This is a genomic window from Pseudomonas sp. MDT1-16 (assembly GCF_054898115.1).
In genome coordinates this window covers 2397087-2421531 of record NZ_CM142717.1, presented here as the reverse complement: position 1 = coordinate 2421531, position 24445 = coordinate 2397087, and the positions used below count along the sequence as shown (strand labels likewise).

Sequence of the window (24445 nt, the reverse complement as noted above, 5' to 3'; positions counted from 1 at the left end):
AAGCACAAAACAAAAGGCCGCATGAAAACCCGAGGGTTGTCATGCGGCCTTTTGTACAGCGCCTTTTAAGCCTTGGCTGATGGACGCTTGTCTTCAACCTTCCACTTGCCGCCGTCGTAGTACGCCTTCCAGCCAGTCGGCTTACCGTCGACCTCAGTCTGCACGTACTGCTCTTTGGTCTTGCGGCTGTAACGGATCACAGCGGGGAGGCCGTCCGGATCTTTCTTCGGTGCATCACAGAGGAAGTGATACTTCGGATCGATCTCATCCTTGTGCGGCACAATTTCCATGACCAGCGGAGCACGCGTCTCGCGGTTTTTCGGGAATTGGCTGGCCGCCAGGAACAAGCCGGAAGCTCCGTCGCGCAGGATGTAGGTGTCGTTGACCTTCTCGCATTTCAGCTCAGGCATCTTCACCGGATCCATCTTCGGCGGCGCTGCATCACCGCTTTTCAGCAGTTTGCGGGTGTTCTTGCACGTCGCATTGGTGCAACCGAAGAACTTGCCGAAACGGCCGGTCTTGAGCTGCATCTCGCTGCCGCACTTGTCGCATTCCAGGCTCGGACCTTCATAGCCTTTGATGCGATAAGTGCCCTCTTCGATTTCGTAACCTGAGCAATCCGGGTTGTTACCGCAGATGTGCAGCTTGCGCTTCTCATCCAGCAGGTAAGCGTCCATCGCTGTGCTGCAGATCGGGCAGCGGTGCTTGCCACGCAGCACCAGCGACTCCGATTCACCCTCGTCGTCCGCCGCGATTTCGTCGCCCGGCACCAGGTTGACGGTGGCCTTGCAGCGTTCTTTTGGCGGCAGGCTGTAGCCCGAGCAGCCGAGGAACACGCCGGTCGATGCGGTACGAATCTGCATCGGACGACCGCACAACACGCACGGAATGTCAGTCATCACCGGCTGGTTGGCGCGCATGCCGCCTTCGGCGCTTTCGGCTACTTCGAGTTTCTTCTTGAAGTCGCCATAGAACTCGTCGAGCACGCTTTTCCAGTCGCGTTCGCCTTGGGCCACGTCATCGAGGTTCTCTTCCATGCCGGCGGTGAAGCCGTAGTCCATGAGGTTGGAGAAGCTCTCGGCCAAACGCTCGGTAACGATGTCGCCCATCTTTTCCGAGTAGAAACGACGGTTGTGCAGCGCCACGTAGCCACGGTCCTGGATGGTCGAAATAATCGCTGCGTAGGTCGAAGGACGACCGATGCCGCGTTTTTCCATTTCTTTAACCAGGCTGGCTTCCGAGTAACGCGCCGGCGGCTTGGTGAAGTGCTGGGTCGGATCAAGCTTGATCAGCTTCATCGCGTCGCCCTGAGCCATGTCCGGCAGCACGTCGTCATCACCAGGCTTGGCGATTTGCGGCATGACGCGGGTGTAACCGTCGAACTTCAGGATGCGGCCCTTGGCACGCAGCTCGAAATCACCGGCACCCACGGTCACCGTGGTCGACAGGTATTGGGCCGGCAGCATCTGGCAAGCGAGGAACTGGCGCCAGATCAGCTCGTAAAGCCGCTCTGCGTCACGCTCCATGCCCGACAGTTTGCTTGGCTCGGTATTGGCGTCGGAAGGACGAATCGCTTCGTGAGCCTCTTGTGCGCCTTCTTTGCTGCTGTAGACGTTCGGGTTTTCCGGCAGGTACTTTTTGCCGAATTCGCCTTCAATATAAGTACGCGCCATCGTCACCGCATCAACCGAGAGGTTGGTGGAGTCTGTACGCATGTAAGTGATGTAGCCGGCTTCGTACAGACGCTGGGCCATCATCATGGTTTTCTTCACGCCGAAGCCGAGGCGGTTACTCGCAGCCTGTTGCAGAGTGGACGTGATGAAAGGCGCCGACGGCTTGCTGCTGGTCGGTTTGTCTTCGCGCTTGACGATGCTGTAGCTGGAAGCCTTGAGCTTCTCCAGCGCGGCCATCGCTTGGGCTTCGTTGAGCGGCTTGAAGGCTTCGCCTTTCTCGCGAGCCACGTCAAAGCGCACGGTTGCGCCCTTGGCGGTGCCGAGGTCGGCGTGAACTTCCCAGTATTCTTCCGGGTTGAACGCGCGGATTTCGCGCTCACGCTCGACCACCAACTTCACGGCAACCGATTGCACGCGACCAGCGGACAAGCCACGGGCCACTTTGGCCCACAGCAGTGGCGAAACCATGTAACCCACCACACGGTCGAGGAAACGACGCGCCTGCTGGGCGTTTACACGATCGATATCCAGCTCGCCCGGCTTCGAGAAGGCTTCCTGAATCGCCTTCTTGGTGATTTCGTTGAACACCACGCGCTTGTAGCGGCTGTCATCACCACCTATGGCTTCGCGCAGGTGCCAGGCAATGGCTTCCCCCTCGCGATCCAAGTCGGTTGCGAGATAGATGGTGTCAGCATCTTTGGCGAGCCGGCGCAGCTCTTCGATGACCTTTTCCTTGCCCGGGAGGATCTCGTACTTGGCTTTCCAGCCATGATCGGGATCGACACCCATGCGCGAGACCAGCTGCTTGCGCGCCTTCTCTTTCGGCGTGAGCACCGGACCCTCACCCGCGGCGGCCTTGCCGCGCTTGGCGGCTGGCTCTTTGCTGGCGCTAGCCGAACCGCTGGTGGGCAGGTCTCGGATATGGCCGATACTCGACTTCACCACGTATTGGTTACCCAGATACTTGTTGATGGTCTTGGCCTTAGCCGGGGATTCCACAATGACCAGCGATTTGCCCATGGATCAGAAAATTCCTGAATTCTAGAAGTGAAAGGCGGTTGGCGCCTGACGCGGCACCGCTATATATAGTGGCTACAAGGTGAGGTCAAGCGCAGGGTTTTGCGCGCACTCAGCTTATGGCTTCGAAAAAAGGCTCGGTTCGGCTTGCACCAAAGCAAAGCGTGGCACCTGTTCACCGTCAACCTCGACCGACTCCAGGAACATGCTCAAGGGACGCACCCAAAAGCCGTAATCGCCATACAGGGCTTGGTAGAAGACCACTTCTTCTTCGGTTTCAGAATGCCGTGCAACGCTGAACACGCGGTACTGCGGACCTTTGTAATGTTGGTAGAGCCCAGGTTGTATCGGCATGCTTTGGCCCTCACTCAAATCTTTTCAAAATAAAAAAAATAAAATCAGAAAAACAAAAACCGGGGCACTTGGCCCCGGCTTCCTTCAACGAAACGCTTAAACGCGTTCGAAGACGGTGGAGATGCCTTGGCCGAGACCAATGCACATGGTAGCTACCCCGAAGGTACCGCCATTTTGCTTCATCACGTTCAGCAGGGTGCCGGAGATACGCGCACCGGAGCAACCGAACGGGTGACCCAAGGCGATCGCGCCGCCGTGCAGGTTAACCTTCTCGTTCATCTTGTCGAGTACTTTCAAATCTTTCAGCACTGGCAGGGCCTGTGCGGCGAAAGCTTCGTTGAGCTCGAAGAAGTCGATATCGTTAATGCCAAGACCTGCGCGCTTCAGTGCTTTCTGTGTAGCCGGTACTGGACCATAGCCCATGATTGCCGGGTCCACACCTGCTACCGCCATCGAACGAATCACCGCCAAAGGCTGGATGCCCAGGTCCTGTGCACGCTGTGCCGACATCACGATCATGCACGAAGCACCGTCGGTGATCTGCGACGAAGTACCGGCTGTCACGGTGCCGCCCTTAGGGTTGAAAGCAGGCTTGAGAGCCGCCAGGCTTTCCAGGGTAGTTTCCGGACGAATGGTTTCGTCGTAATCGAACAGTTTCAGGAAACCGTTCTCGTCGTAGCCCTGCATCGGGATGATTTCGTCTTTGAACTTGCCCTCCAGCGTCGCTTTATGAGCGAGCTGGTGGGAGCGCACGCCAAAAGCGTCCTGTTGTTCGCGAGTGATGCCGTGCATTTTACCCAGCATTTCAGCGGTCAAGCCCATCATGCCCGAGGCTTTCGCCGCGTACAGCGACATATGCGGGTTCGGATCGACACCGTGCATCATGCTCACATGGCCCATATGCTCGACGCCGCCCACCACGAACACGTCACCGTTGCCAGTCATGATCGCTTGCGCGGCAGTGTGCAATGCGCTCATCGACGAGCCACACAGGCGGCTGACAGTCTGACCGGCAGCGGTGTGCGGGATCTGAGTCATCAGGGACGCCATGCGAGCGATGTTCCAGCCCTGCTCCAGGGTCTGGTTCACACAGCCCCAGATCACGTCTTCGACTTCGTTCGGATCAACCTTGACGTTGCGTTCCAGCAATTTGCTGATCAGGTGCGCTGACATGTCTTCGGCGCGGGTGTTGCGGTGCATGCCGCCCTTGGAGCGGCCCATCGGAGTACGACCGAAGTCGACAATCACGACGTCTCTTGGATTCAAGCTCATAAAATTTCACTCTCGCTCAAGTGTTTGGACGCTTAACCGAAGAACCGTTGGCCGGTTTTGGCCATTTCACGCAGCTTCGCGGTCGGGTGGTACAGCGCGCCCAAATCAGAGTACTGGTCAGCCAGGGCAACGAACTCTGCAACACCGATCGAATCGATGTAGCGCAGCGCACCGCCACGGAATGGAGGGAAACCAATACCGTAGACCAGACCCATGTCGGCTTCGGCAGCGGTTTCGACAATGCCGTCTTCCAGGCAGCGCACGGTTTCCAGGCACAGCGGGATCATCATCCAGTTGATGATGTCTTCGTCCGTGACTTCGCGCTGCTCGTAAACGATCGGCTTGAGCACTTCCAGCACCGACGGGTCGGCGACTTTCTTCTGCTTGCCGCGCTTGTCGGTCTCGTAGGCGTAGAAGCCCTTGCCGTTCTTCTGGCCCAGGCGCTTGGCTTCGTAGAGCACGTCGATAGCCGAACGACGGTCGTCTTTCATGCGATCAGGGAAGCCTTCAGCCATCACGTCACGACCGTGGTGACCGGTGTCGATGCCGACCACGTCCATCAGGTAGGCCGGGCCCATTGGCCAGCCGAATTTTTCCATGACCTTGTCGATACGGACAAAGTCCACACCGGCGCTGACCAGTTTGGCGAAACCGCCGAAGTACGGGAACAGCACGCGGTTGACCAGGAAGCCCGGGCAATCGTTCACGACGATCGGGTTCTTGCCCATTTTCTTGGCGTAGGCAACGGTGGTGGCAACGGCCAGCTCGCTGGACTTCTCGCCACGGATCACTTCTACCAACGGCATCATGTGCACCGGGTTGAAGAAGTGCATGCCGACAAAGTTTTCCGGACGCTTGAGGGCTTTCGCCAGCAAGGTGATGGAAATGGTCGATGTGTTGGACGCGAGGATGGTGTCCTCTTTGACCTTGTCTTCGACTTCGGCCAGAACGGCTTGCTTGACCTTAGGGTTCTCGACGACAGCTTCAACCACCAGGTCGACGTGACCGAAATCACCGTAGGACAGGGTCGGACGAATGCCGTTAAGCACTTCAGCCATTTTCGCCGGGGTCATGCGACCTTTATCAACGCGGCCTACCAGCAGTTTGGCGGCTTCCGCCAGACCTTGCTCGATGCCGTGCTCGTTGATGTCCTTCATCAGGATCGGCGTCCCTTTGGAAGCCGACTGATAAGCGATGCCGCCCCCCATGATGCCGGCGCCCAATACGGCAGCCTGCTTCACGTCTTTGGCGATTTCGTCGTAGGCCTTGGCCTTTTTCTTCAGTTCCTGATCGTTCAGGAACAGACCGATCAAGCTCTGCGCGGCAGGGGTCTTGGCCAGTTTGACGAAGCCGGCGGCTTCGACTTCCAGCGCCTTGTCGCGACCGAAGTTCGCCGCTTTCTGGATGGTCTTGATCGCTTCAACCGGCGCCGGGTAGTTCGGGCCAGCCTGCCCTGCCACGAAACCCTTGGCAGTTTCGAACGACATCATTTGTTCGATGGCGTTGAGCTTGAGCTTTTCCAGTTTCGGCTGACGCTTGGCCTTGTAGTCAAATTCGCCGGAGATGGCGCCCTTGACCAGGTTCAGCGCCGCTTCGTGCAATTTCTCTGGGGCGACCACGGCGTCGACTGCGCCGACTCTCAGCGCATCTTCAGGGCGGTTTTCCTTGCCGGCGGCAATCCACTCGATGGCGTTATCGGCACCGATGATCCGCGGCAGGCGCACGGTACCGCCAAAGCCCGGGTAGATGCCCAGTTTGACTTCCGGCAGACCGATCTTGGCCTTGGTGGACATGACGCGGTAGTCCGCCGCCAGGCACATTTCCAGACCGCCACCCAGGGCGATGCCGTTGATCGCGGCGACAGTCGGGACATTGAGGTCTTCGAAATCGCTGAAAATCTTGTTGGCTTCCAGATTGCCAGCAACAAGCTCTGCATCAGGCAGCTTGAAGTTTTCGACAAATTCGGTGATGTCGGCGCCGACGATGAACACGTCCTTGCCACTGCTGACGATCACACCCTTGATCGAAGCATCTGCCTTGATAGTGTCTACGGCCTGACGCAGTTCGTTCAGGGTTAGACGGTTGAACTTGTTGACGGACTCACCCTTGAGGTCGAATTTCAATTCGACGATGCCACTTTCAAGAGCCTTAACCGTGATGGCTTTACCTTCGTAAATCATCAACTGATCTCCACGATATGGAAGCTGAACAGTACACGTCGGACGCAGGCGAATGGCTCGGCAGAGACGTTTATCGTCGATGCTAACGCCAATCCACCCGGCACACCCGCCAACGCGATAGTCGGGATTCTGTAGGAGCGGTCTGTAATACAAACGCTCAATTCATACGCCCGTTTGATTTGGGTATGTCACCTTCACGGAATTTCCGACAATTGTCAATCGCCCAAAATACTGGTTGAAAAGCGACTTTCCGGTCATTTCCGTACCGCGAAGACCTGCAACACGCCGCTGCATGTGAGGCTATTCATAGGATCAATAGTTAGAAAAGTCGCCCTAATTCGCTGCAGCCTTTGTTTAACAAGCTACGCCGGCGGGACCTTGAGGAATAAACATCAACGCTTTTGGCGAGTGCCCAGCGTAAGATCAGCTCCACACCGAATTACCGGCCTGCCTGGCCAACTCCAGCCCGATGATTATGCCGGGCTTTTTATTGCCTGCCTGCCGGACGTTTCGCGCCATTGCGGCGCGAAATTTCCGCGATTTATGCCAGCGCTTTCAGCAGCGCATCAATATCCTGCAAAACCGTCGCTTCGCCCTTTTCACCCCAATACAAAGTGATCATCTGCTTGTCCGCTTCGATTTTGTAAACGTTAGCTGGTAATTTTTCGAAATGATTAAGCAGCGCTCGATCCTCGCAGACCTCCTGCCACTGATTGACCCATACACCGGGTGCTTTTTGCCAGTAACTCCAGCACGCCGGCTGATTGCCACGCCGCGGCCGATGGTACTGCGCGCAAGGGCTCGGCGGCTCCTGGCTCAGCCAGTGCGGCCACTCCTGGGGCGCCAGCTGCATCGCCAATCCGATGCGTCGCGCCTCCATGCGCAGGGACATGCGACCGCTCTGGTGGCGTGACGGCCGCAACCATGCCAGCGGACTCAGAACCACCAGCAGGATTGACACCACTATCCAGACCGTCATATGTGTACTCCCGATTTTTGATGAGCGCATTGAATCACTTTGAAACCAATGCGCTTGAAACCAGCCATACTTACCAATATTGCAATCCTCAGGAGGAGCACCTCATGCCCTACACCCACATTCTGGTCGCTGTAGATCTAACCGAAGAGTGCGATCCTGTCATCCACCGCGCTCGCGAACTGTCGCTGAGCAACGGCGCGAAATTGTCCCTGGTGCATATTGTCGAGCCGATGGCCATGGCCTTTGGCGGCGACGTCCCCATGGACCTGTCACAACTGCAACAACAGCAGTTTGATCAGGCCAAGGAACGCCTGGACCGACTGATCGTGAAGTATCCGGAGCTCTCCAAGGAATACAGCCATCTGACCTACGGTCAGCCACGCCAGGAGATCCACCACCTGGCCAAGGAACAAACCTGCGACCTGATCGTGGTGGGCAGCCATGGCCGACATGGCCTGGCATTGCTGCTGGGTTCGACCGCCAATGACGTGCTGCACGGTGCGCCATGCGATGTGCTCGCGGTGCGCCTGGTCAGAAGCTAAACGACTCCTACGAAAAGCCCGGCGCTCATCACTGAACGCCGGGCTTTTTTATAGCAGGATCAATCAGGCATCCAGCTCGGCCCAGCGCTCGACCATTACATCGTGCTCAGCCTGCAACTGCTCCAACTGGGCGATCACTGCAGCGGTCTCGGCAGCAGGACGCTGATAGAAACCGGCATCGGCCATTTGCGCCTCAACGGTAGCGATCTGCTGTTCCATGGCTTCGATCTGAGCCGGCAACATTTCCAGCTCACGCTGCAACTTGTAGCTGAGCTTCTTCTTCGCCACCGGCGCTTCTACCGCAGCAACGGGCGCAGCTTCGGCTGTCACGACCGCGGAGGTCAGGTCGGCTTTGCCAGACTTGCTCTCGGTCACGCCCAGCAGGCGCGGCGAGCCGCCCTGACGCAGCCAGTCCTGATAACCACCGACGTATTCGCGAACCTTGCCTTCACCTTCGAAGACCAGGGTGCTGGTGACCACGTTGTCGAGGAATGCCCGGTCGTGACTGACCATCAGCACGGTACCGTTGAAGGTCAGCAAGACCTCTTCAAGCAACTCGAGGGTTTCGACGTCGAGGTCGTTGGTCGGTTCATCGAGGACCAACAGGTTCGCTGGCTTGCTGAACAGTTTGGCCAACAACAGACGGGCGCGCTCACCACCGGACAGCGCCTTGACCGGCGTGCGGGCACGCTGCGGGCTGAACAGGAAGTCGCCGAGGTAGCTCAGCACGTGACGGCTCTGACCATCGATATCGATGAAGTCGCGACCTTCTGCGACGTTGTCGATTACGGTTTTTTCCAGGTCCAGCTGATGACGCAACTGGTCGAAGTAGGCCACGTCGATACGCGTCCCCTCTTCCACTGTGCCGCTGGTTGGCTGGAGCCCGTTGAGCATCAGTTTCAGCAAGGTTGTCTTGCCGGTACCGTTGGCGCCGAGCAGACCGATACGGTCGCCGCGCTGCAGGACCATCGAGAAATCCTTGATCAGGAACGGGCCGCCCGGGTGAGCGAAGCTCACGTTGTCGAGGACCATTACCTGCTTGCCGGACTTGTCAGCGGTGTCCAGCTGAATATTGGCCTTGCCGCTGCGCTCACGACGCTCGCTACGCTCGTTGCGCAGGGCTTTGAGGGCGCGCACGCGGCCTTCGTTACGGGTGCGACGAGCCTTGATGCCCTGGCGGATCCAGACTTCTTCCTGGGCCAGTTTTTTGTCGAACAGCGCGTTGGCCGTATCTTCAGCCGCCAGAGAGGCTTCTTTGTGAACGAGGAAGCTGGCGTAGTCGCCGTTCCAGTCAATCAGGCCACCGCGATCCAGTTCGAGAATGCGGGTGGCGAGGTTCTGCAGGAATGAACGGTCGTGCGTGATGAACAGCACGGCGCCCTGGAAATCCTTCAGCGCTTCTTCGAGCCAGGCAATTGCTCCGATGTCCAGGTGGTTAGTCGGTTCATCGAGCAGCAGCAGATCGGGTTCGGAAACCAGAGCCTGAGCCAACAGGACGCGACGACGCCAGCCGCCGGACAACTCGGCGAGGGTCTTGTCGGCCGGCAACTGCAGACGGCTCAAGGTGCTGTCGACTAATTGCTGCAAACGCCAGCCGTCACGGGCTTCGAGGTCGTGCTGGACGTGCATCAGTTTGTCCAGGTCGGCGTCGGTGACGATGTTCTGGCTGAGGTGGTGATACTGCGCGAGCAGCTCGCCGACACCGTCCAGGCCTTCGGCCACCACGTCGAACACAGTCCGCTCGTCGGCTACCGGCAATTCTTGCGGCAATTCGCCAATTTTGAGGCCGGGTGCACGCCAAACAGAACCGTCATCAGGCTTCTGGTCGCCCTTGACGAGCTTCATCATGCTGGACTTGCCAGTGCCATTGCGGCCGATGATGCACACCCGCTCTCCACGGGCGATCTGCCAGGACACCTTGTCCAACAACGGCATAGAGCCGAAAGCAAGGGACACATCGCTGAATTTGAGCAGGGTCATGAGCTTCTCCAAAAACCGGGCGCGCATTCTACCTGACTTGAGGCTTCAGAAGGCCGGCAATTTCACCTTCGTGGCACTCTGCATGATAAATGTTGCGAACTGATGCTGACAGGCCGGCAAAGCTTTCGCCCGCTGCTGGCAAAAGGCTAAGCTACAGGTAATTCAGCGCGGGCATTGCCCGCGCTTGTCATGATTTCTCTGCCCGGACGTCTCATGCGCAGTCGCCTTTTCAGTCTTTTATCCTGTTTTCTTCTTTCTGCCACTGCCGTTCAAACCGCCCAGGCGGTGGACCTGTCCACCCAGCGCCAGTATTACGATGAAGCCAAGCGTGCCCTCGCCAAGGGGGATACCGGTCCTTATTTCCGTTACAGCCAGGCCCTCCGCGATTACCCGCTTGAGCCGTACCTGGCGTATGACGAACTGACCGCCCGCCTTAAAACCGCGAGCAATGCCGAAATCGAGAAATTCCTCGCCGAGCACGGTGACCTGCCCCAGGCCAACTGGATGAAGTTGCGCTGGTTGCGTTGGCTGGCCGAACGCGGCGACTGGGCGACCTTCGTCAAGTACTACGACCCCAAGCTCAATTTCACCGAACTGGACTGCCTGAACGCGCAGTATCAGATCGGGCATAACCAGAAATCCGAGGGTTACGCCAACGCCAATAAACTCTGGTTGACCGGCAAATCCCAACCCGCCGCGTGCGATGCGCTGTTTGGTATTTGGGCCGCCGAAGGTCAACTGACCGAGCAGAAACGCTGGGAGCGCGCCAAGCTTGCCGCCCAGGCACGCAACTATCCGTTGGCCAACAGCTTGGTCAACGGACTGACCACCCTCGCCCCTCGCGGTCGTTTGCTGGTGGAGGTGGCGCAGAAACCCGAACTGCTCAACGCTCCTTCACGGTTCATTCCGGCCGACGAGCCGATGTCCGACGTGGTCAGCCTTGGCCTGCGCCGTCTGGCGCGGCAGGATCCTGACCGGGCGATGCAGATGCTCGATAGTTATGCCAGCAGCATGCACTTCTCCCGTGACGAAAAAGTGGCGATCGCCCGGGAAATCGGCCTGTCCCTGGCTAAACGGTTCGACAGCCGCGCGCTGGACATGATGACTAAATACGACCCGGAACTGCGTGACAACACGGTGTCCGAATGGCGCTTGCGTCTGTTGCTGCGCCTGGCCCGCTGGGACGATGCCTATCAGTTGACTCGCCGCCTGCCGCCGGATCTGGCGACCACCAATCGCTGGCGCTATTGGCAGGCCCGTAGCCTGGAACTGGCGCAGCCGCAGAACCCGGAAGCGCAGACGCTTTATAAGGGCCTCGCCCGCGAACGTGATTTTTATGGGTTCCTCGCGGCGGATCGCTCGCAGTTGCCCTACTCGCTGAACAACAAACCGCTGGTGCTCAGTCAGGCGCTGATCAACAAGGTCCGCAATACCCCAGGCGTGCGTCGGGCGCTTGAGTTTCACGCTCGCGGACAGATCGTCGATGGTCGCCGCGAGTGGTACCACGTCAGCCGCCACTTCAGCCGCGACGAAATGGTTGCCCAGGCGAAACTGGCTTACGACCTGAAATGGTATTTTCCGGCAATCCGCACCATCAGTCAGGCGAAGTACTGGGACGACCTGGACATCCGTTTCCCGATGGCCCACCGCGAAACCCTGGTGCGCGAAGCCAAGGTTCGTGGCCTGCATTCGAGCTGGGTGTTCGCCATCACCCGTCAGGAAAGTGCTTTCATGGTCGACGCCCGTTCTGGTGTCGGCGCCAGCGGCCTGATGCAACTCATGCCCGGCACCGCCAAGGAGACCTCGCGCAAGTTCAGCATCCCGCTGGCCTCGCCGCAGCAAGTGTTCGACCCGGACAAGAACATCCAACTCGGCGCCGCTTACCTGAGCCAGGTCCACAGTCAGTTCAACGGCAACCGCGTCCTCGCTTCCGCCGCCTACAACGCCGGCCCGGGCCGCGTGCGTCAGTGGCTGCGCGGTGCGGACCACCTGAGCTTCGACGTGTGGGTGGAAAGCATCCCGTTCGACGAAACCCGCCAGTACGTGCAGAACGTGCTGTCGTATTCGGTGATCTACGGCCAGAAGCTCAACTCACCGCAGCCACTGGTGGATTGGCATGAGCGCTACTTTGACGATCAATGAGTCTGCTGTGAAGCGCTGACAAAAATGCCCGCGTCGATTGATGCGGGCATTTTTTTGGGAGCTCTACTGGGTCGGTTACTTAGTCGGTTACTGGGTCGGTTGGGGCATGGCGCCCATCACTGAACTGCAACGCCGCCAACCGCGCATACAGCGCGTTGCTCGCAATCAATTCCTGATGTGTGCCCACCGCTACCAGTTTCCCCTGATCCATCACCGCGATCCGGTCAGCGTTTTTCACTGTAGCCAGCCGGTGGGCGATGACCAGCGTGGTGCGATTTTTCATCAGGCTCGGCAGGGCTTGCTGGATCAGGTGTTCGCTCTGCGCGTCGAGGGCGCTGGTGGCTTCGTCCAGCAGCAGGATCGGCGCATCGACCAGCAGCGCCCGAGCAATGGCCAAGCGCTGGCGCTGGCCGCCGGACAAACCGAGGCCACCGTCGCCAAGATGGGTCTGGTAGCCGTTGGGCATTTGCTCGATGAAGTCGTGGGCGTAAGCGATTTTCGCCGCGTCCTGAACCTGGGCCAGGGTTGCCGTCGGATTGCCGTAGCGGATGTTCTCTTCGATGCTGCCAAAGAACAGTGCCGGCGTTTGCGAGACCAGGGCGAAGCAGCGGCGCAGGTCCAACGGGTCGAGTTGAGTCAGCGGCACGCCATCGAGCAGGATGCGTCCTTCGACCGGGTCGTAAAAGCGCAGCAGCAAGTCATACACCGTCGACTTGCCGGCACCGGAGGGTCCTACCAATGCAACAGTTTCGCCAGCATTGATGGTCAGATTCAAACCATCAACGGCATAGCTCTCGGGACGCGAGGGGTAGGAAAAGCGCACGTCTTGCAGCACCAGGTCACCCTTCACCCGTTCAGGCAAGGTCACCAGGCCAGTGGTCGGTGGCTGGATAATGTTCTCCGAGCGCAGCAACTCGGCTATCCGCTCGGCGGCGCCGGCGGCACGCTGCAGTTCGCCGATCACTTCGCTCAACGTGCCGAATGCGCTGCCGACGATCAGGCTGTAAAACACAAACGCTGCCAGCTCGCCCGCGGAAATCCGCCCGGCGATGACATCCATTCCGCCGACCCAGAGCATCACCCCGACCGCGCCAAGCACCAGCACGATCACCAGAGTAATCAGCCAGGCCCGCTGGAAGATCCGCTTGCGAGCGGTGCTGAAGGCGTCCTCCACCGTTACGGCAAAGCGCTGTTCGTCCTGGACCTGATGGTTGTAGGCCTGCACGGTTTTGATCTGGCCCAGGGTTTCGGAGACATAGCTGCCAATATCGGCAATCCGATCCTGACTCAGGCGCGACAGGCTACGCACCCGACGGCCAAAGATCAGGATCGGCGCGATCACCAACGGCAACGCGACCACCACGATGCTAGTGAGCTTGGGGTTAGTGATAAACAGCAGGACGATCCCGCCGATCACCATCAACAGATTGCGCAGAAACAGCGACAGCGAAGAGCCGATCACCGATTGCAGCAACGTGGTATCGGCAGTCAGGCGCGACTGAATTTCGGAGCTGCGATTGTCTTCGTAAAATCCTGGGTGCAGGTAGATCAGATGGTTGAACACCTGACGGCGGATGTCCGCGACAACGCGCTCGCCGATCCATGAGACCAGGTAAAAACGCGCAAAGGTGCCAATCGCAAGGCCGACCACCAGCAGCATAAACAGGCCGATGGACTGGTTGAGCAAATGCGGTGACTGAGTCATGAAACCCTGATCCACCAGCAGGCGAATCCCCTGCCCCATGGACAAGGTGATGCCCGCCGTGACGATCAATGCGAGCAAGGCACCGAAGGCCGGCAATCGATAGGGCGCGACGAAACGCAAAGCCAGGCGCATGGCGCGCCGTTGACGGGATGAGAGGATGGAGATCATTCGATGGCGCAACCAATAGGGTTTGACGCGAAGCGTACACCGGTCGATGAGATTGAACGCTGTAAATCATAATGAGTCAGGTTAATTATGACCGCAAAGACTAGGCCCTAGACGGTATTGGTCTAAAGTCCGGGTGGCAACACCGCGGTATTTCTGGTGGACTGATGTCGCCGTCCAGAAAAGATCGCAGGGAGTTGTCACAGCCCGGTCACTTGGCGGTTCTACAGTAAGCACACAACCTGATGAGGAGACAGGCCATGTCCTTGCAAAACAGCAGTGATGACAAGATTGAAGTGATCCGCACACAGCCAGACCAGTCTCTGGGTTGCTCAATGATCGATAAGGATGGGCACGAAGTACCGATCACTGAAGGCATGATCCAGGACGCTTGCCGCGAACTGGAGCAGCGATTGGTCAAGCCTGCCGAACAAAAGTGATATAGCCACCTTCTTCTTGACCCGGCCCCTGACGGCCGGGTTTTTTATGGTTGGTTGGTTGGTTGTTTTGTAGCTTTTGCAGGGGCCCGGTCAGGATCTTTAGATTGCTGTTGCGCCTAAGGCTGCTACGATCTGCCGCAATACCGCAGAATCCCCGTCAACCTGCACCTTCAACCCATCAATCTCCCGTCGTTGCGGATAATGCTTGCGCAGTGAATCAAACGCCGCACGCTGCTCGTTCACGCTGCCTACAAGGCTGCGACGGAAATCCGCATCGTCGCGGCGCGGGTCGTACACGCCACGGCACAACATGGCCAGCGCCCAGGCCGGATCGCTTTCAGCGTTCAAGGTCACTTGCGACAACCACGGCGACGGCAGCAAATCGCTCAAGGCGACCTGGGCCGGTTGCCCGATAAATGTGCAATACGCCTCATAGATCTGCGCGGTCCCGCGCTGTTTGCCATCAAGGCTGTAACCGGCGATATGCGGGGTCGCCAGCACGCAGAGATCGGCCAACGCCACATCGACCTCAGGCTCGCCCTCCCAAACGTCCAGCACCGCTTGCAGGTCTTCACGTTGCAGCAGCACCTGGCGCAGGGCGGCGTTGTCCACCACCGGACCGCGACTGGCGTTGATCAGCCAGGTACCGGATTTGAGCCGGTTCAATCGGTTTTTATCGAACAGATGCCAGGTCGCCTGAGCGCCGTGTTTCTTCAACGGCGTGTGCAGACTGATGACATCGCACTGCTCGATGATCTGTTCGAGGCTGACGTAATCGCCACCTTCAGCGGCCTGTCTTGGCGGATCGCAGACCAGCACCTTCCAGCCCAGACCTTGCAGAACCTTGACCAAACGGCCGCCCACTTCACCGACACCGACGACGCCGTAGGTGCGCTGCGTCAGGTCAGCGCCTTCGATTTCGGCCAGGGTCAGCAGACTGGCGAGCACGTAGTCGACCACGCCGCGGGCATTGCAGCCAGGTGCGCTGGACCAGGTGATGCCGGCCCGCTGAAAGTAATCCAGGTCCAGGTGATCAGTGCCGATGGTGCAGGTGCCGACAAAGCGTACCTTGCTGCCTTCGAGCAACGCGCGGTTAACGTTAGTCACCGAACGCACCAGCAGCACATCGGCCTGTTCGACGGTGGCGCGATCAATGGAGCGTCCCGGCACTTGGCGGATTTCACCGAAACCTTCAAAGAAGGCATCGAGCAGCGGGATATTTTCGTCGGCAACAATCAGCATGGCAGGCTCCTTTGGCGGATCGGCAGTGTAGGCGGAGACGACCAGTGTGAGCCAGCAAGCATTGCACAGTCCTGTAGCAGCTGGCGAAGCCTGCGTTCGGCTGCGTAGCAGTCGTGAAATCAGGCTCTGCGGTGATTCAGGAAAATCGCATGCTCAGGTCTCGCGACTGCTACGCAGCCGAACGCAGGCTTCGCCAGCTGCTACAGGGACTGCGTCGTACGTCGATTACAAATCCGCAACACAGCTCTTTTCCTGACCACTGCGTCAGGGCGTAGAATGCGCCGCCTAGCGCATCAATATCTTTGGACGTTTCGCCCTTGAATTCCGTGACTGACCGCCTCGCCGCTACTTCCCTCACCCGCCCGGCCCGGGTTCGCCTGGAGCTGAAAAATCTGCTCGGCCTGGCCCTGCCGATCATGATCGCGCAACTGGCGACCACTGCCATGGGCTTCGTCGATGCGGTGATGGCGGGTCGGGTCGGGCCACGGGATCTGGCGGCCGTGGCACTGGGCAACTCGATCTGGGTGCCGGTGTTTCTGTTGATGACCGGCACTCTGTTGGCCACCACGCCCAAAGTCGCCCAGCGTTTCGGCGCCGGCAACCACAGCGAGATCGGCCCGATTGTGCGTCAGGCGCTGTGGCTGGCCTTGGTGGTGGGGTTGATGGCGACCGGCATGCTCATCGCCGCCGAACCCATCCTGCACATCATGAAGGTCGACCCCGAGCTGATCGGCCCGTGCATGCAATACCTCCACGGCATTGCCGCCGGTTTACCAGCGGTCGCGTTCTACCATGTGTTGCGCTGTTTCAGTGACGGCATGGGCCGCACTCGCCCGGCGATGATCCTCGGTTTGTGCGCCTTGGCGTTGAACATCCCGCTGAACTACGTCTTCATTTATGGCCACTTGGGCGTGGCCGCCATGGGCGGTGCCGGTTGTGGCTGGGCGACGGGGATTGTGATGTGGTTCATGGCCCTCGGCATGATGGCCTATACACGCTGGGCGCCGTCCTACCAGAAAAGCGAGCTGTTCAGCCGCTTCGACTGGCCACAATGGTCGGTGATCAAACGCCTGCTGGGCATCGGCCTGCCGATCGGCATTGCGGTGTTCGCCGAATCGAGTATCTTCGCGGTGATTGCCCTCCTTATCGGCAGCCTCGGCGCGACTGTCGTGGCGGGCCACCAGATTGCGCTGAACGTCAGCTCCCTGGTGTTCATGATCCCTTACTCGCTGGGAATGGCCGTCACCGTGCGCGTCGGCCAGGCACTGGGCCGTGGTGAACCTCGTGAAGCACGCTTCGCCGCCGGCGTCGGCATGGGCACGGCGCTGGCTTATGCGTGCGTTTCCGCGAGCATGATGCTGTTGCTGCGTGAACACATCGCAACGATCTACACAGCTGATCCGACGGTGATTCAGGTCGCGGCAATGCTGATTGTGTATTCGGCGCTGTTCCAGTTCTCCGATGCGATCCAGGTGACTGCAGCCGGTGCGTTGCGCGGCTATCAGGACACTCGGGTGACGATGATCCTGACGCTGTTCGCTTACTGGGGGATTGGTTTGCCGGTGGGTTACGCGCTGGGCCTGACCGACTGGTTTGGTACGCCGGGCGGCCCGAGCGGGCTGTGGCAGGGTTTGATCGTCGGCTTGAGTTGCGCGGCGCTGATGCTGTCGATCCGCCTGACGCGCAGCGCACGCAAGCGGATTCGTATCAGTCATTCGGCAGGTTAAGCGATTTCTTGCGGATCCAGTAGAGGTAGGTGCCTGCCTCTTCGTGCTGCGCGACCAGTTCGTGGTCGAGAAACACGCAAAACTTTGGAATGTCGCGACGGGTCGACGGGTCGGTGGCGATTACCTTCAGCAGACCGCCGGGCGCCAGGTCACGGATATGCTGGTGCAGCATCATCACCGGTTCCGGGCAGTTGAGGCCGGTGGCGTCGAGGGTGCCGTCTACCGGCGCATCTATCATTTCACTCATGAGTCACTCCTGAAACGTGCCGGCATTGTCGCGCATTGCCGGGTGTCTAGTCACTGACAGCTGATCGCTCCCACTCTGCGTGGGAACGATCAGTGCACAAAATCAGCGGGACTTGGGTTTCTTCACATCGAGCCGGCGCAAGTGGCACGTCACTTCTTCACGGTCGTGGTACAGCTGCTTGCAGCCGATCTCGACCCGAATACCGCGCTCCTTGAACCCGTCGGCAATGCGCTCCAGCAATCGCTTCACTTCGGCGTAACGCTGTTTCATTGGCAGCTTGAGGTTGACCACCGCTTCGCGGCAATGCCCCTCGCCAATCCATTCTTCCAGCATCGCGGCGTTGCGCGCCGGTTTCTCGACGATGTCGCAGACCATCCAGTCCACCGGTTGCTTGGGCTTGAAGGTGAAACCGTCAGCCATCAAGTGTTGCACCAGACCGGTGTCCATCAGGCTTTCGGCCATCGGACCGTTGTCGATCGCGGTCACCAGCATGCCGCGATTGACCAGTTGCCAGGTCCAGCCGCCGGGCGCGGCGCCAAGGTCGACGCCAGTCATATCACTGTGCAGACGCTCATCCCACTGATCGCGCGGGATGAAGTGGTGCCACGCCTCTTCCAGTTTCAGCGTCGAACGGCTCGGCGCCTCACGCGGAAACTTCAGGCGCGGAATGCCCATCGGCCACATCGCCGAGTTATTCGACTCGGCCAGTCCCATGAACACTTCGCGGCCACTTTTGAAAGTCAGCAGCAGACGCGGTTTATGGGCATCTTCAACCAGTTTGCCAGCCGCCATCAGCGCCTTGCGCAGGTGGCCTTCGAACTTCTTGCAGAAGTTCGACAGTTCCTTGCCATCATTGGTGTCGACCATTTCCAGCCATAGGCTGCCGCACAGCGGGAAGTCTGCCATGTGGGCGAGGATTACGCTGATGCGGTCGGTTTCCGGCAGATCAATGAAGATCCCGCGAGCCCATTGGCGCGGGAAGATCAGATCGGCGAAACGCTGACCACGCATCAGGCGCTGGGCGCCGTCTTCTTCGGTGCAGATAAATTCAGCGCAGGCGCTGGCAGTCTTGGCCTTGGCATAACCGGCCACGTTCAGCCGCGCGGCGTGTTCGGCAATCTCGGAACAGACTTCGCTTTCGAAGCCCGGCCGGCAATGCATAAAGAGGGTGTTCATTCTTACTCCTGGGCAGTTGGCGAAGAATTCAGCCACTGCGCGATGCCCAGACTTGCGTTGAAGCAAAGCCTGTCACGAAAACCGGCGCATGATAGCCGAGTTCGCAACCTTGGACTCGGCCATAGAGTCCAGTTATTAGCTTTAACGAATGAACAGGGCTAGGTTAAAGGCTCTGTCTGTCCCGTCAGTCCGTAGCCGTGCGGACCCAAAGGAGTTATTTCAATGCCGTCCCTCGATAGCCTGAAAACCCTTAAAACCTTACAAATCGACGACAAGACCTATCACTATTTCAGCTTGCCGGATGCCGCCAAAAGCCTGGGCGATCTCGACAAGCTGCCCATGTCGTTGAAAGTGCTGCTGGAAAACCTGCTGCGCTGGGAAGACGAAAAAACCGTCACCGGCGCCGATCTCAGGGCGATTGCCGCCTGGCTCAAGGAGCGTCGCTCCGACCGCGAAATTCAATACCGTCCCGCGCGGGTATTAATGCAGGACTTTACCGGCGTGCCTGCCGTGGTCGACCTCGCCGCCATGCGCGCCGCGATGGCCAAGGCCGGCGGCGACCCACAGCGGATCAATCCGTTGTCGCCGGTAGACTTGGTGATCGACCACTCGGTGATGGTCGACAAATTCGGCAGTTCAAGTGCCTTCGAACAGAACGTCGACATCGAAATGCAGCGCAACGGTGAACGTTATGCGTTCCTACGCTGGGGCCAAAGCGCCTTCGACAACTTCAGCGTGGTGCCCCCGGGCACCGGGATCTGCCACCAGGTGAATCTGGAATACCTGGGGCGCACGGTCTGGACCAAGGAAGAGGACGGCCGCACGTATGCCTTCCCGGACACTCTGGTCGGCACCGACTCCCACACCACCATGATCAACGGCCTCGGTGTGCTCGGCTGGGGTGTCGGCGGGATCGAAGCGGAAGCGGCGATGCTGGGCCAACCGGTGTCGATGCTGATCCCGGAAGTGATCGGCTTCAAACTCACCGGCAAGCTCAAGGAAGGCATCACCGCCACTGACCTGGTGCTGACCGTCACCCAGATGCTGCGCAAGAAAGGCGTGGTCGGCAAATTCGTCGAGTTCTACGGCGACGGCCTCGCCGACCTGCCGCTGGCCGACCGTGCGACCATCGCCAACATGGCCCCGGAATACGGCGCCACCTGCGGCTTCTTCCCGGTGGACGACATCACCCTGGACTATCTGCGTCTATCCGGTCGCCCCAGCGAAACCGTGAAACTGGTCGAGGCCTACAGCAAAGCTCAGGGCCTGTGGCGCCTGCCGGGCCAGGAACCGGCGTTCACCGACAGCCTGGCGCTGGACATGGGCAGTGTTGAGGCCAGCCTTGCCGGGCCGAAACGCCCCCAGGACCGGGTATCGCTGCCAAATGTCGCGCAAGCGTTCAGTGACTTCATCGAACTGCAATTCAAACCCACCAGCAAGGAAGTCGGTCGTCTCGAAAGTGAAGGCGGCGGTGGCGTCGCGGTGGGCAATGCCGATCTGGTCGGCGAAGCGGACTACGAGTACGACGGTCAGACTTATCGCCTGAAAAACGGCGCGGTGGTGATCGCCGCGATCACCTCCTGCACCAACACTTCCAATCCGAGCGTAATGATGGCCGCCGGCCTGGTGGCGAAGAAAGCCGTGGAGAAAGGCCTCAAGCGCAAACCGTGGGTCAAGAGTTCGTTGGCCCCAGGCTCGAAAGTGGTCACCGACTACTACAAGGCTGCCGGCCTGACCCAGTACCTTGATGAACTGGGTTTTGCACTGGTCGGCTACGGCTGCACCACGTGTATCGGCAACTCCGGCCCCTTGCCGGAGCCCATCGAGAAAGCCATTCAGGCAGCCGACCTGACCGTCGCCTCGGTGCTGTCGGGCAACCGCAACTTCGAAGGTCGCGTGCATCCTCTGGTGAAAACCAACTGGCTGGCCTCCCCACCGCTGGTCGTTGCTTACGCGCTGGTCGGCACGGTGCGCATCGACATCAGCAGCGAGCCTTTGGGTACCGACAAAGAGGGCAATCTGGTTTTTCTGCGGGACATCTGGCCAAGCACCCAAGAGATCGCCGACGCGGTGAACCAGGTCAACACCGCGATGTTCCACAAGGAATACGCCGAAGTGTTTGCCGGCGACGAGCAGTGGCAGGCGATTGAAGTGCCGCAAGCGGCGACCTATGTCTGGCAAGACGATTCGACTTACATCCAGCACCCGCCATTTTTCAATGACATCGGTGGCCCGGCGCCGGTGGTCAAAGACGTCGTCGGTGCAAAGGTCCTCGCGCTGCTCGGCGACTCGGTGACGACCGACCACATCTCCCCGGCCGGTAACATCAAGGCTGACAGCCCGGCGGGCCATTACCTGCGCGAGAAAGGCGTAGAACCGCGGGACTTCAACTCCTACGGCTCGCGTCGCGGCAATCATGAAGTGATGATGCGCGGCACCTTTGCCAACATCCGCATCCGTAACGAGATGCTCGGCGGCGAAGAAGGCGGCAATACGATCTACATGCCCACCGGGGAGAAAATACCGATCTACGACGCGGCCATGCTTTATCAAGCCTCAGGCACGCCGCTGGTGGTGATTGCCGGGCAAGAATACGGCACCGGTTCGAGCCGCGACTGGGCGGCCAAGGGCACCAATCTGCTGGGTGTGAAAGCGGTCATTGCCGAAAGTTTCGAACGGATTCACCGTTCCAATCTGGTGGGCATGGGCGTGTTGCCCTTGCAGTTCAAGCTGGATCAAAACCGCAAGAGCCTGAACCTGACCGGCAAGGAGACGCTGGATATTCTGGGTTTGACAGGCGTCGAGCTGACACCGCGGATGAACCTGACGCTGGTGATCACCCGTGAAGACGGCAGCCGCGAGAAAATCGAGGTGCTGTGCCGGATCGATACCCTTAACGAGGTGGAGTACTTCAAATCAGGGGGGATTTTGCATTACGTGTTGCGGCAGTTGATTGCCTCGTAACAGCCTGCTGACACAGACACCGCCTTCGGGCGGTGTTTTTGTTTGTGTGCTGCTTATAATCGCCCCCCTCGCAACATCCACTGATCTGCGGCCGACTCGGCTGGTGGGCCGGGATCACTGTCGTGCTGGGTTGGCGGCCGCCATCGCCACCCATTTCGGCTCGAACTTGCTGCACTTCGGCCTGTTCACCTATCCGATGCTCGCCGGCTGACGCAATGGCCGTTTTGCGACGCAATGCTGATTACTGAAAAAAAATTTCAACTAATTCCTGACAGCGCCGACAACCAGTCAAAGCCTTGCGGATTGAAACTGCCATGCGTAACAACCAACCCAATACACAACGCGAACGGACCTTCCCGGCTCAGCAACGGTTGATTTCCACCACCGATGCCAAAGGCGTGATCACCTACTGCAACGATGCGTTCGTCGAGATCAGCGGGTTTTCTCGTGAAGAGCTGATCCGTGCGCCGCATAACCTGGTCCGTCACCCTGACGTTCCGGCCGCGGTGTTCGCGCACATGTGGGGCACACTGAAACAAGGCTTGCCATGGATGGGCATCGTCAAGAATCGCTGCAAAACCGGTGATCACTACTGGGTTAACGCCTACGTCACACCGGTTTTCGACGGCAACCAGGTGGTCGGTTACGAGTCGGTGCGAATCAAACCCACCGCCGAACAGATCCAGCGTGCCGAAGCACTCTACCAACGCATCAACCAGGGCAAGTCGGCGATTCCTTCAACAGACAAATGGCTGCCGGTGCTGCAGGACTGGCTGCCGTTCATTCTGGTCAGCCAACTGAGCTTCATGATCGGTGCGTCGCTCAACTCCCAATGGGGTTTTGCGTTGGCCGCCGGTCTCTCTGTGCCATTGGGCTTGCTGGGTTTGAGCTGGCAACAGCGCGGCCTCAAGCGTCTGCTGCAACTGGCCGGACAGACGACCTCCGACCCGCTGATCGCGCAGATGTACACCGACAGCCGTGGCGCTCAAGCACGTCTGGAGATGTCGATCCTCAGCCAGGAAGCCCGCCTGAAAACCTGCCTGACCCGTCTGCAGGACACCGCCGAGCACCTGACCGAGCAAGCGAAACAGTCCGACACCCTGGCGCACAAAAGCTCCACCGGCCTGGAACGCCAGCGCGTCGAAACCGAGCAAGTGGCCACCGCCGTCAACCAGATGGCGGCTACCACTCAAGAAGTCGCCAGCCACGTGCAACGCACTGCCGACGCCACCCAGGAAGCCAATCGCCTCACCGGTCGCGGCCGCGACATCGCCGGGGAAACTCGCGAAGCCATCCAGCGTCTGTCGGTGGTGGTCGGTGAAACCGGTATGACCGTGAACCAACTGGCCAAGGACAGCGACGAAATCGGTGGCGTGGTCGATGTGATCAAAGGCATCGCCGACCAGACCAACCTGCTGGCCTTGAACGCCGCCATCGAAGCGGCCCGTGCCGGCGAGATGGGGCGTGGGTTTGCGGTGGTTGCCGACGAAGTCCGTCAACTGGCGCAACGCACCAGCGAATCCACCGGGCAGATCCACGCGCTGATCGCCAAGCTCCAGCAAACCGCCAGCACCGCGGTGCAAACCATGGAAGCCGGGCATCGCCAGGCCGAAGAAGGTGTGGCGCGGGTACTGGAAGCGGACCAGGCACTGGTGGGGATCAGCGAAGCGGTGGCCAACATCACCGACATGACTACCCAGATTGCCGCCGCAACCGAAGAGCAAAGCGCTGTCGCCGAAGAAATCAGCCGCAACATCAGCAACATCTCGCAACTGGCGGATCAGACGTCGGAACAGGCTCAACACTCGGCGTTGTTGAGTGAAGAGCTGACGAAGACGGCGAATACTCAGTATTCGTTGGTGGAGCGGTTTAACCGCTGATCGTCCTGATCGTTCCCACGCAGAGCGTGGGAACGATCGCTTAACCAAGGAAATCAGCTACCTTTTGCGCCGCAGCTTCCAAATGCTGCTCATGCGTAAACCCCGAAGCCTTCAACGGCTTCAAGTCATGATCCCCCGCCACCAGCCAGAACACCTCGATACTCGGTGCCAACGTATAAGCCTCGACGGCCTCACGATTCCCCAGCGCATCCCGCTCACCCTGCACTATCAACGTCGGTGTCTTGAGCGCGGCCAGATGCTCGACCCGAGGTTTCTCCGGTTTGCCCACCGCATAAAACGGATAACCCAGACACACCAACCCATCCACCCCTAACTCATCGGCCAGTAAACTCGCCATCCGCCCGCCCATGGACTTGCCGCCAATGGCCAGACGTCCAGCGACATGGCGTCGCACCACGGCATACACCTCACGCCAGCACTCCAGCAACTTTGGCGCAGGGTTCGGTGGACGTTTTCCACCATCGATGCGCCGTTGTGCCATGTAGGGAAACTCGAAGCGCAGCACATTGACGCCTTGAGCAGCAAGGCGCGCAGCCACGTCGTTCATCCAGCCACTGTCCATCGGTGCACCGGCACCGTGAGCCAGAATCAGCGTCGTCGATGACGGCGCCGAGGCGGCGTCCCACAGCCAGCCATGTTCCGCCACACACTGCGCCCATTGACCCCCGTCAATACTGGCCTTGTGCTCTTTGTCCATGCTTGCCTCGCTTTTAGTCTGCCTATAACTCCAGGCGAAGGG

Annotated in this window: 17 protein-coding genes and 1 pseudogene; 7 read left to right on the top strand and 11 right to left on the bottom strand. The window is 59.3% G+C overall.

What is annotated here, in order from left to right:
• Nucleotides 1–65 precede the first annotated feature (65 nt).
• The 5 genes from topA to ACYZT3_RS10795 form a co-directional block, all read right to left on the bottom strand.
• A complete protein-coding gene (gene topA, locus ACYZT3_RS10815) occupies nt 66–2693 on the bottom strand; it encodes a type I DNA topoisomerase (protein WP_282380377.1) in 2628 nt (875 codons plus the stop codon).
• Nucleotides 2694–2807: 114 nt separating this feature from the next.
• Nucleotides 2808–3044: a DUF1653 domain-containing protein gene (locus ACYZT3_RS10810; protein WP_007953059.1), complete on the bottom strand. Its 237-nt coding sequence runs from the start codon at nt 3042–3044 to the stop codon at nt 2808–2810.
• A gap of 96 nt (nt 3045–3140) precedes the next feature.
• A complete protein-coding gene (fadA, locus tag ACYZT3_RS10805; protein WP_010456360.1) occupies nt 3141–4316 on the bottom strand; it encodes an acetyl-CoA C-acyltransferase FadA in 1176 nt (391 codons plus the stop codon).
• 32 nt (nt 4317–4348) lie between these two features.
• A complete protein-coding gene (gene fadB / locus ACYZT3_RS10800) occupies nt 4349–6496 on the bottom strand; it encodes a fatty acid oxidation complex subunit alpha FadB (protein ID WP_282380382.1) in 2148 nt (715 codons plus the stop codon).
• A gap of 541 nt (nt 6497–7037) precedes the next feature.
• On the bottom strand, nt 7038–7475 hold the full coding sequence (locus ACYZT3_RS10795; RefSeq protein ID WP_282380383.1) for a hypothetical protein: 438 nt from the start codon (nt 7473–7475) through the stop codon (nt 7038–7040).
• A 104-nt stretch (nt 7476–7579) separates the two neighbouring features.
• Here ACYZT3_RS10795 and ACYZT3_RS10790 point away from each other — a divergent pair, with 104 nt between their 5' ends.
• Nucleotides 7580–8017, top strand: coding sequence for a universal stress protein (locus ACYZT3_RS10790; protein ID WP_462032074.1), 438 nt, complete (start codon nt 7580–7582; stop codon nt 8015–8017).
• Between the two features lie 63 nt (nt 8018–8080).
• Here the strand turns inward: ACYZT3_RS10790 and ACYZT3_RS10785 are convergent, their stop codons facing one another.
• Nucleotides 8081–9997, bottom strand: a complete 1917-nt coding sequence (locus ACYZT3_RS10785; RefSeq protein ID WP_282380387.1) for an ATP-binding cassette domain-containing protein — start codon at nt 9995–9997, stop codon at nt 8081–8083.
• A 213-nt stretch (nt 9998–10210) separates the two neighbouring features.
• Here ACYZT3_RS10785 and ACYZT3_RS10780 point away from each other — a divergent pair, with 213 nt between their 5' ends.
• Entirely contained in the window at nt 10211–12139 is a 1929-nt protein-coding gene (locus tag ACYZT3_RS10780; RefSeq protein ID WP_462032073.1) for a transglycosylase SLT domain-containing protein, read from the top strand.
• Between the two features lie 79 nt (nt 12140–12218).
• Here ACYZT3_RS10780 and ACYZT3_RS10775 read toward each other — a convergent pair whose 3' ends face one another.
• Nucleotides 12219–14012 carry an ABC transporter transmembrane domain-containing protein gene (locus tag ACYZT3_RS10775; protein ID WP_462032072.1) on the bottom strand — a complete coding sequence of 598 codons (1794 nt, stop codon included), beginning with the start codon at nt 14010–14012 and terminating at the stop codon, nt 12219–12221.
• Between the two features lie 257 nt (nt 14013–14269).
• Here ACYZT3_RS10775 and ACYZT3_RS10770 point away from each other — a divergent pair, with 257 nt between their 5' ends.
• Nucleotides 14270–14449: a PA1571 family protein gene (locus tag ACYZT3_RS10770; RefSeq protein ID WP_282380393.1), complete on the top strand. Its 180-nt coding sequence runs from the start codon at nt 14270–14272 to the stop codon at nt 14447–14449.
• A gap of 99 nt (nt 14450–14548) precedes the next feature.
• Here the strand turns inward: ACYZT3_RS10770 and pdxB are convergent, their stop codons facing one another.
• Nucleotides 14549–15691, bottom strand: coding sequence for a 4-phosphoerythronate dehydrogenase PdxB (gene pdxB, locus ACYZT3_RS10765; protein ID WP_462032071.1), 1143 nt, complete (start codon nt 15689–15691; stop codon nt 14549–14551).
• 317 nt (nt 15692–16008) lie between these two features.
• Between pdxB and ACYZT3_RS10760 the strand changes: the two genes are divergently transcribed.
• On the top strand, nt 16009–17418 hold the full coding sequence (locus ACYZT3_RS10760) for an MATE family efflux transporter (RefSeq protein WP_282380397.1): 1410 nt from the start codon (nt 16009–16011) through the stop codon (nt 17416–17418).
• On the opposite strand, the gene tusA is transcribed toward ACYZT3_RS10760, so the two are convergent.
• Nucleotides 17399–17665, bottom strand: a complete 267-nt coding sequence (gene tusA / locus ACYZT3_RS10755) for a sulfurtransferase TusA (protein ID WP_462032070.1) — start codon at nt 17663–17665, stop codon at nt 17399–17401. The two genes, ACYZT3_RS10760 and tusA, sit on opposite strands and share 20 nt — an antisense overlap.
• A 102-nt stretch (nt 17666–17767) precedes the next feature.
• Nucleotides 17768–18841 carry a 23S rRNA (cytidine(2498)-2'-O)-methyltransferase RlmM gene (gene rlmM / locus ACYZT3_RS10750; protein ID WP_282380401.1) on the bottom strand — a complete coding sequence of 358 codons (1074 nt, stop codon included), beginning with the start codon at nt 18839–18841 and terminating at the stop codon, nt 17768–17770.
• A gap of 222 nt (nt 18842–19063) precedes the next feature.
• Here rlmM and acnA point away from each other — a divergent pair, with 222 nt between their 5' ends.
• The 3 genes and pseudogenes from acnA (at nt 19064) to ACYZT3_RS10735 (ending at nt 23685) form a co-directional block, all read left to right on the top strand.
• Entirely contained in the window at nt 19064–21805 is a 2742-nt protein-coding gene (acnA, locus tag ACYZT3_RS10745; protein WP_282380403.1) for an aconitate hydratase AcnA, read from the top strand.
• Between the two features lie 127 nt (nt 21806–21932).
• Nucleotides 21933–22016 (top strand): annotated as a pseudogene (locus ACYZT3_RS10740) (CPBP family intramembrane glutamate endopeptidase); the annotation flags it as partial.
• A gap of 103 nt (nt 22017–22119) precedes the next feature.
• On the top strand, nt 22120–23685 hold the full coding sequence (locus tag ACYZT3_RS10735) for a methyl-accepting chemotaxis protein (RefSeq protein ID WP_282380405.1): 1566 nt from the start codon (nt 22120–22122) through the stop codon (nt 23683–23685).
• Between the two features lie 40 nt (nt 23686–23725).
• Here ACYZT3_RS10735 and ACYZT3_RS10730 read toward each other — a convergent pair whose 3' ends face one another.
• Entirely contained in the window at nt 23726–24403 is a 678-nt protein-coding gene (locus tag ACYZT3_RS10730) for an alpha/beta family hydrolase (RefSeq protein ID WP_282380407.1), read from the bottom strand.
• Nucleotides 24404–24445 lie beyond the last annotated feature (42 nt).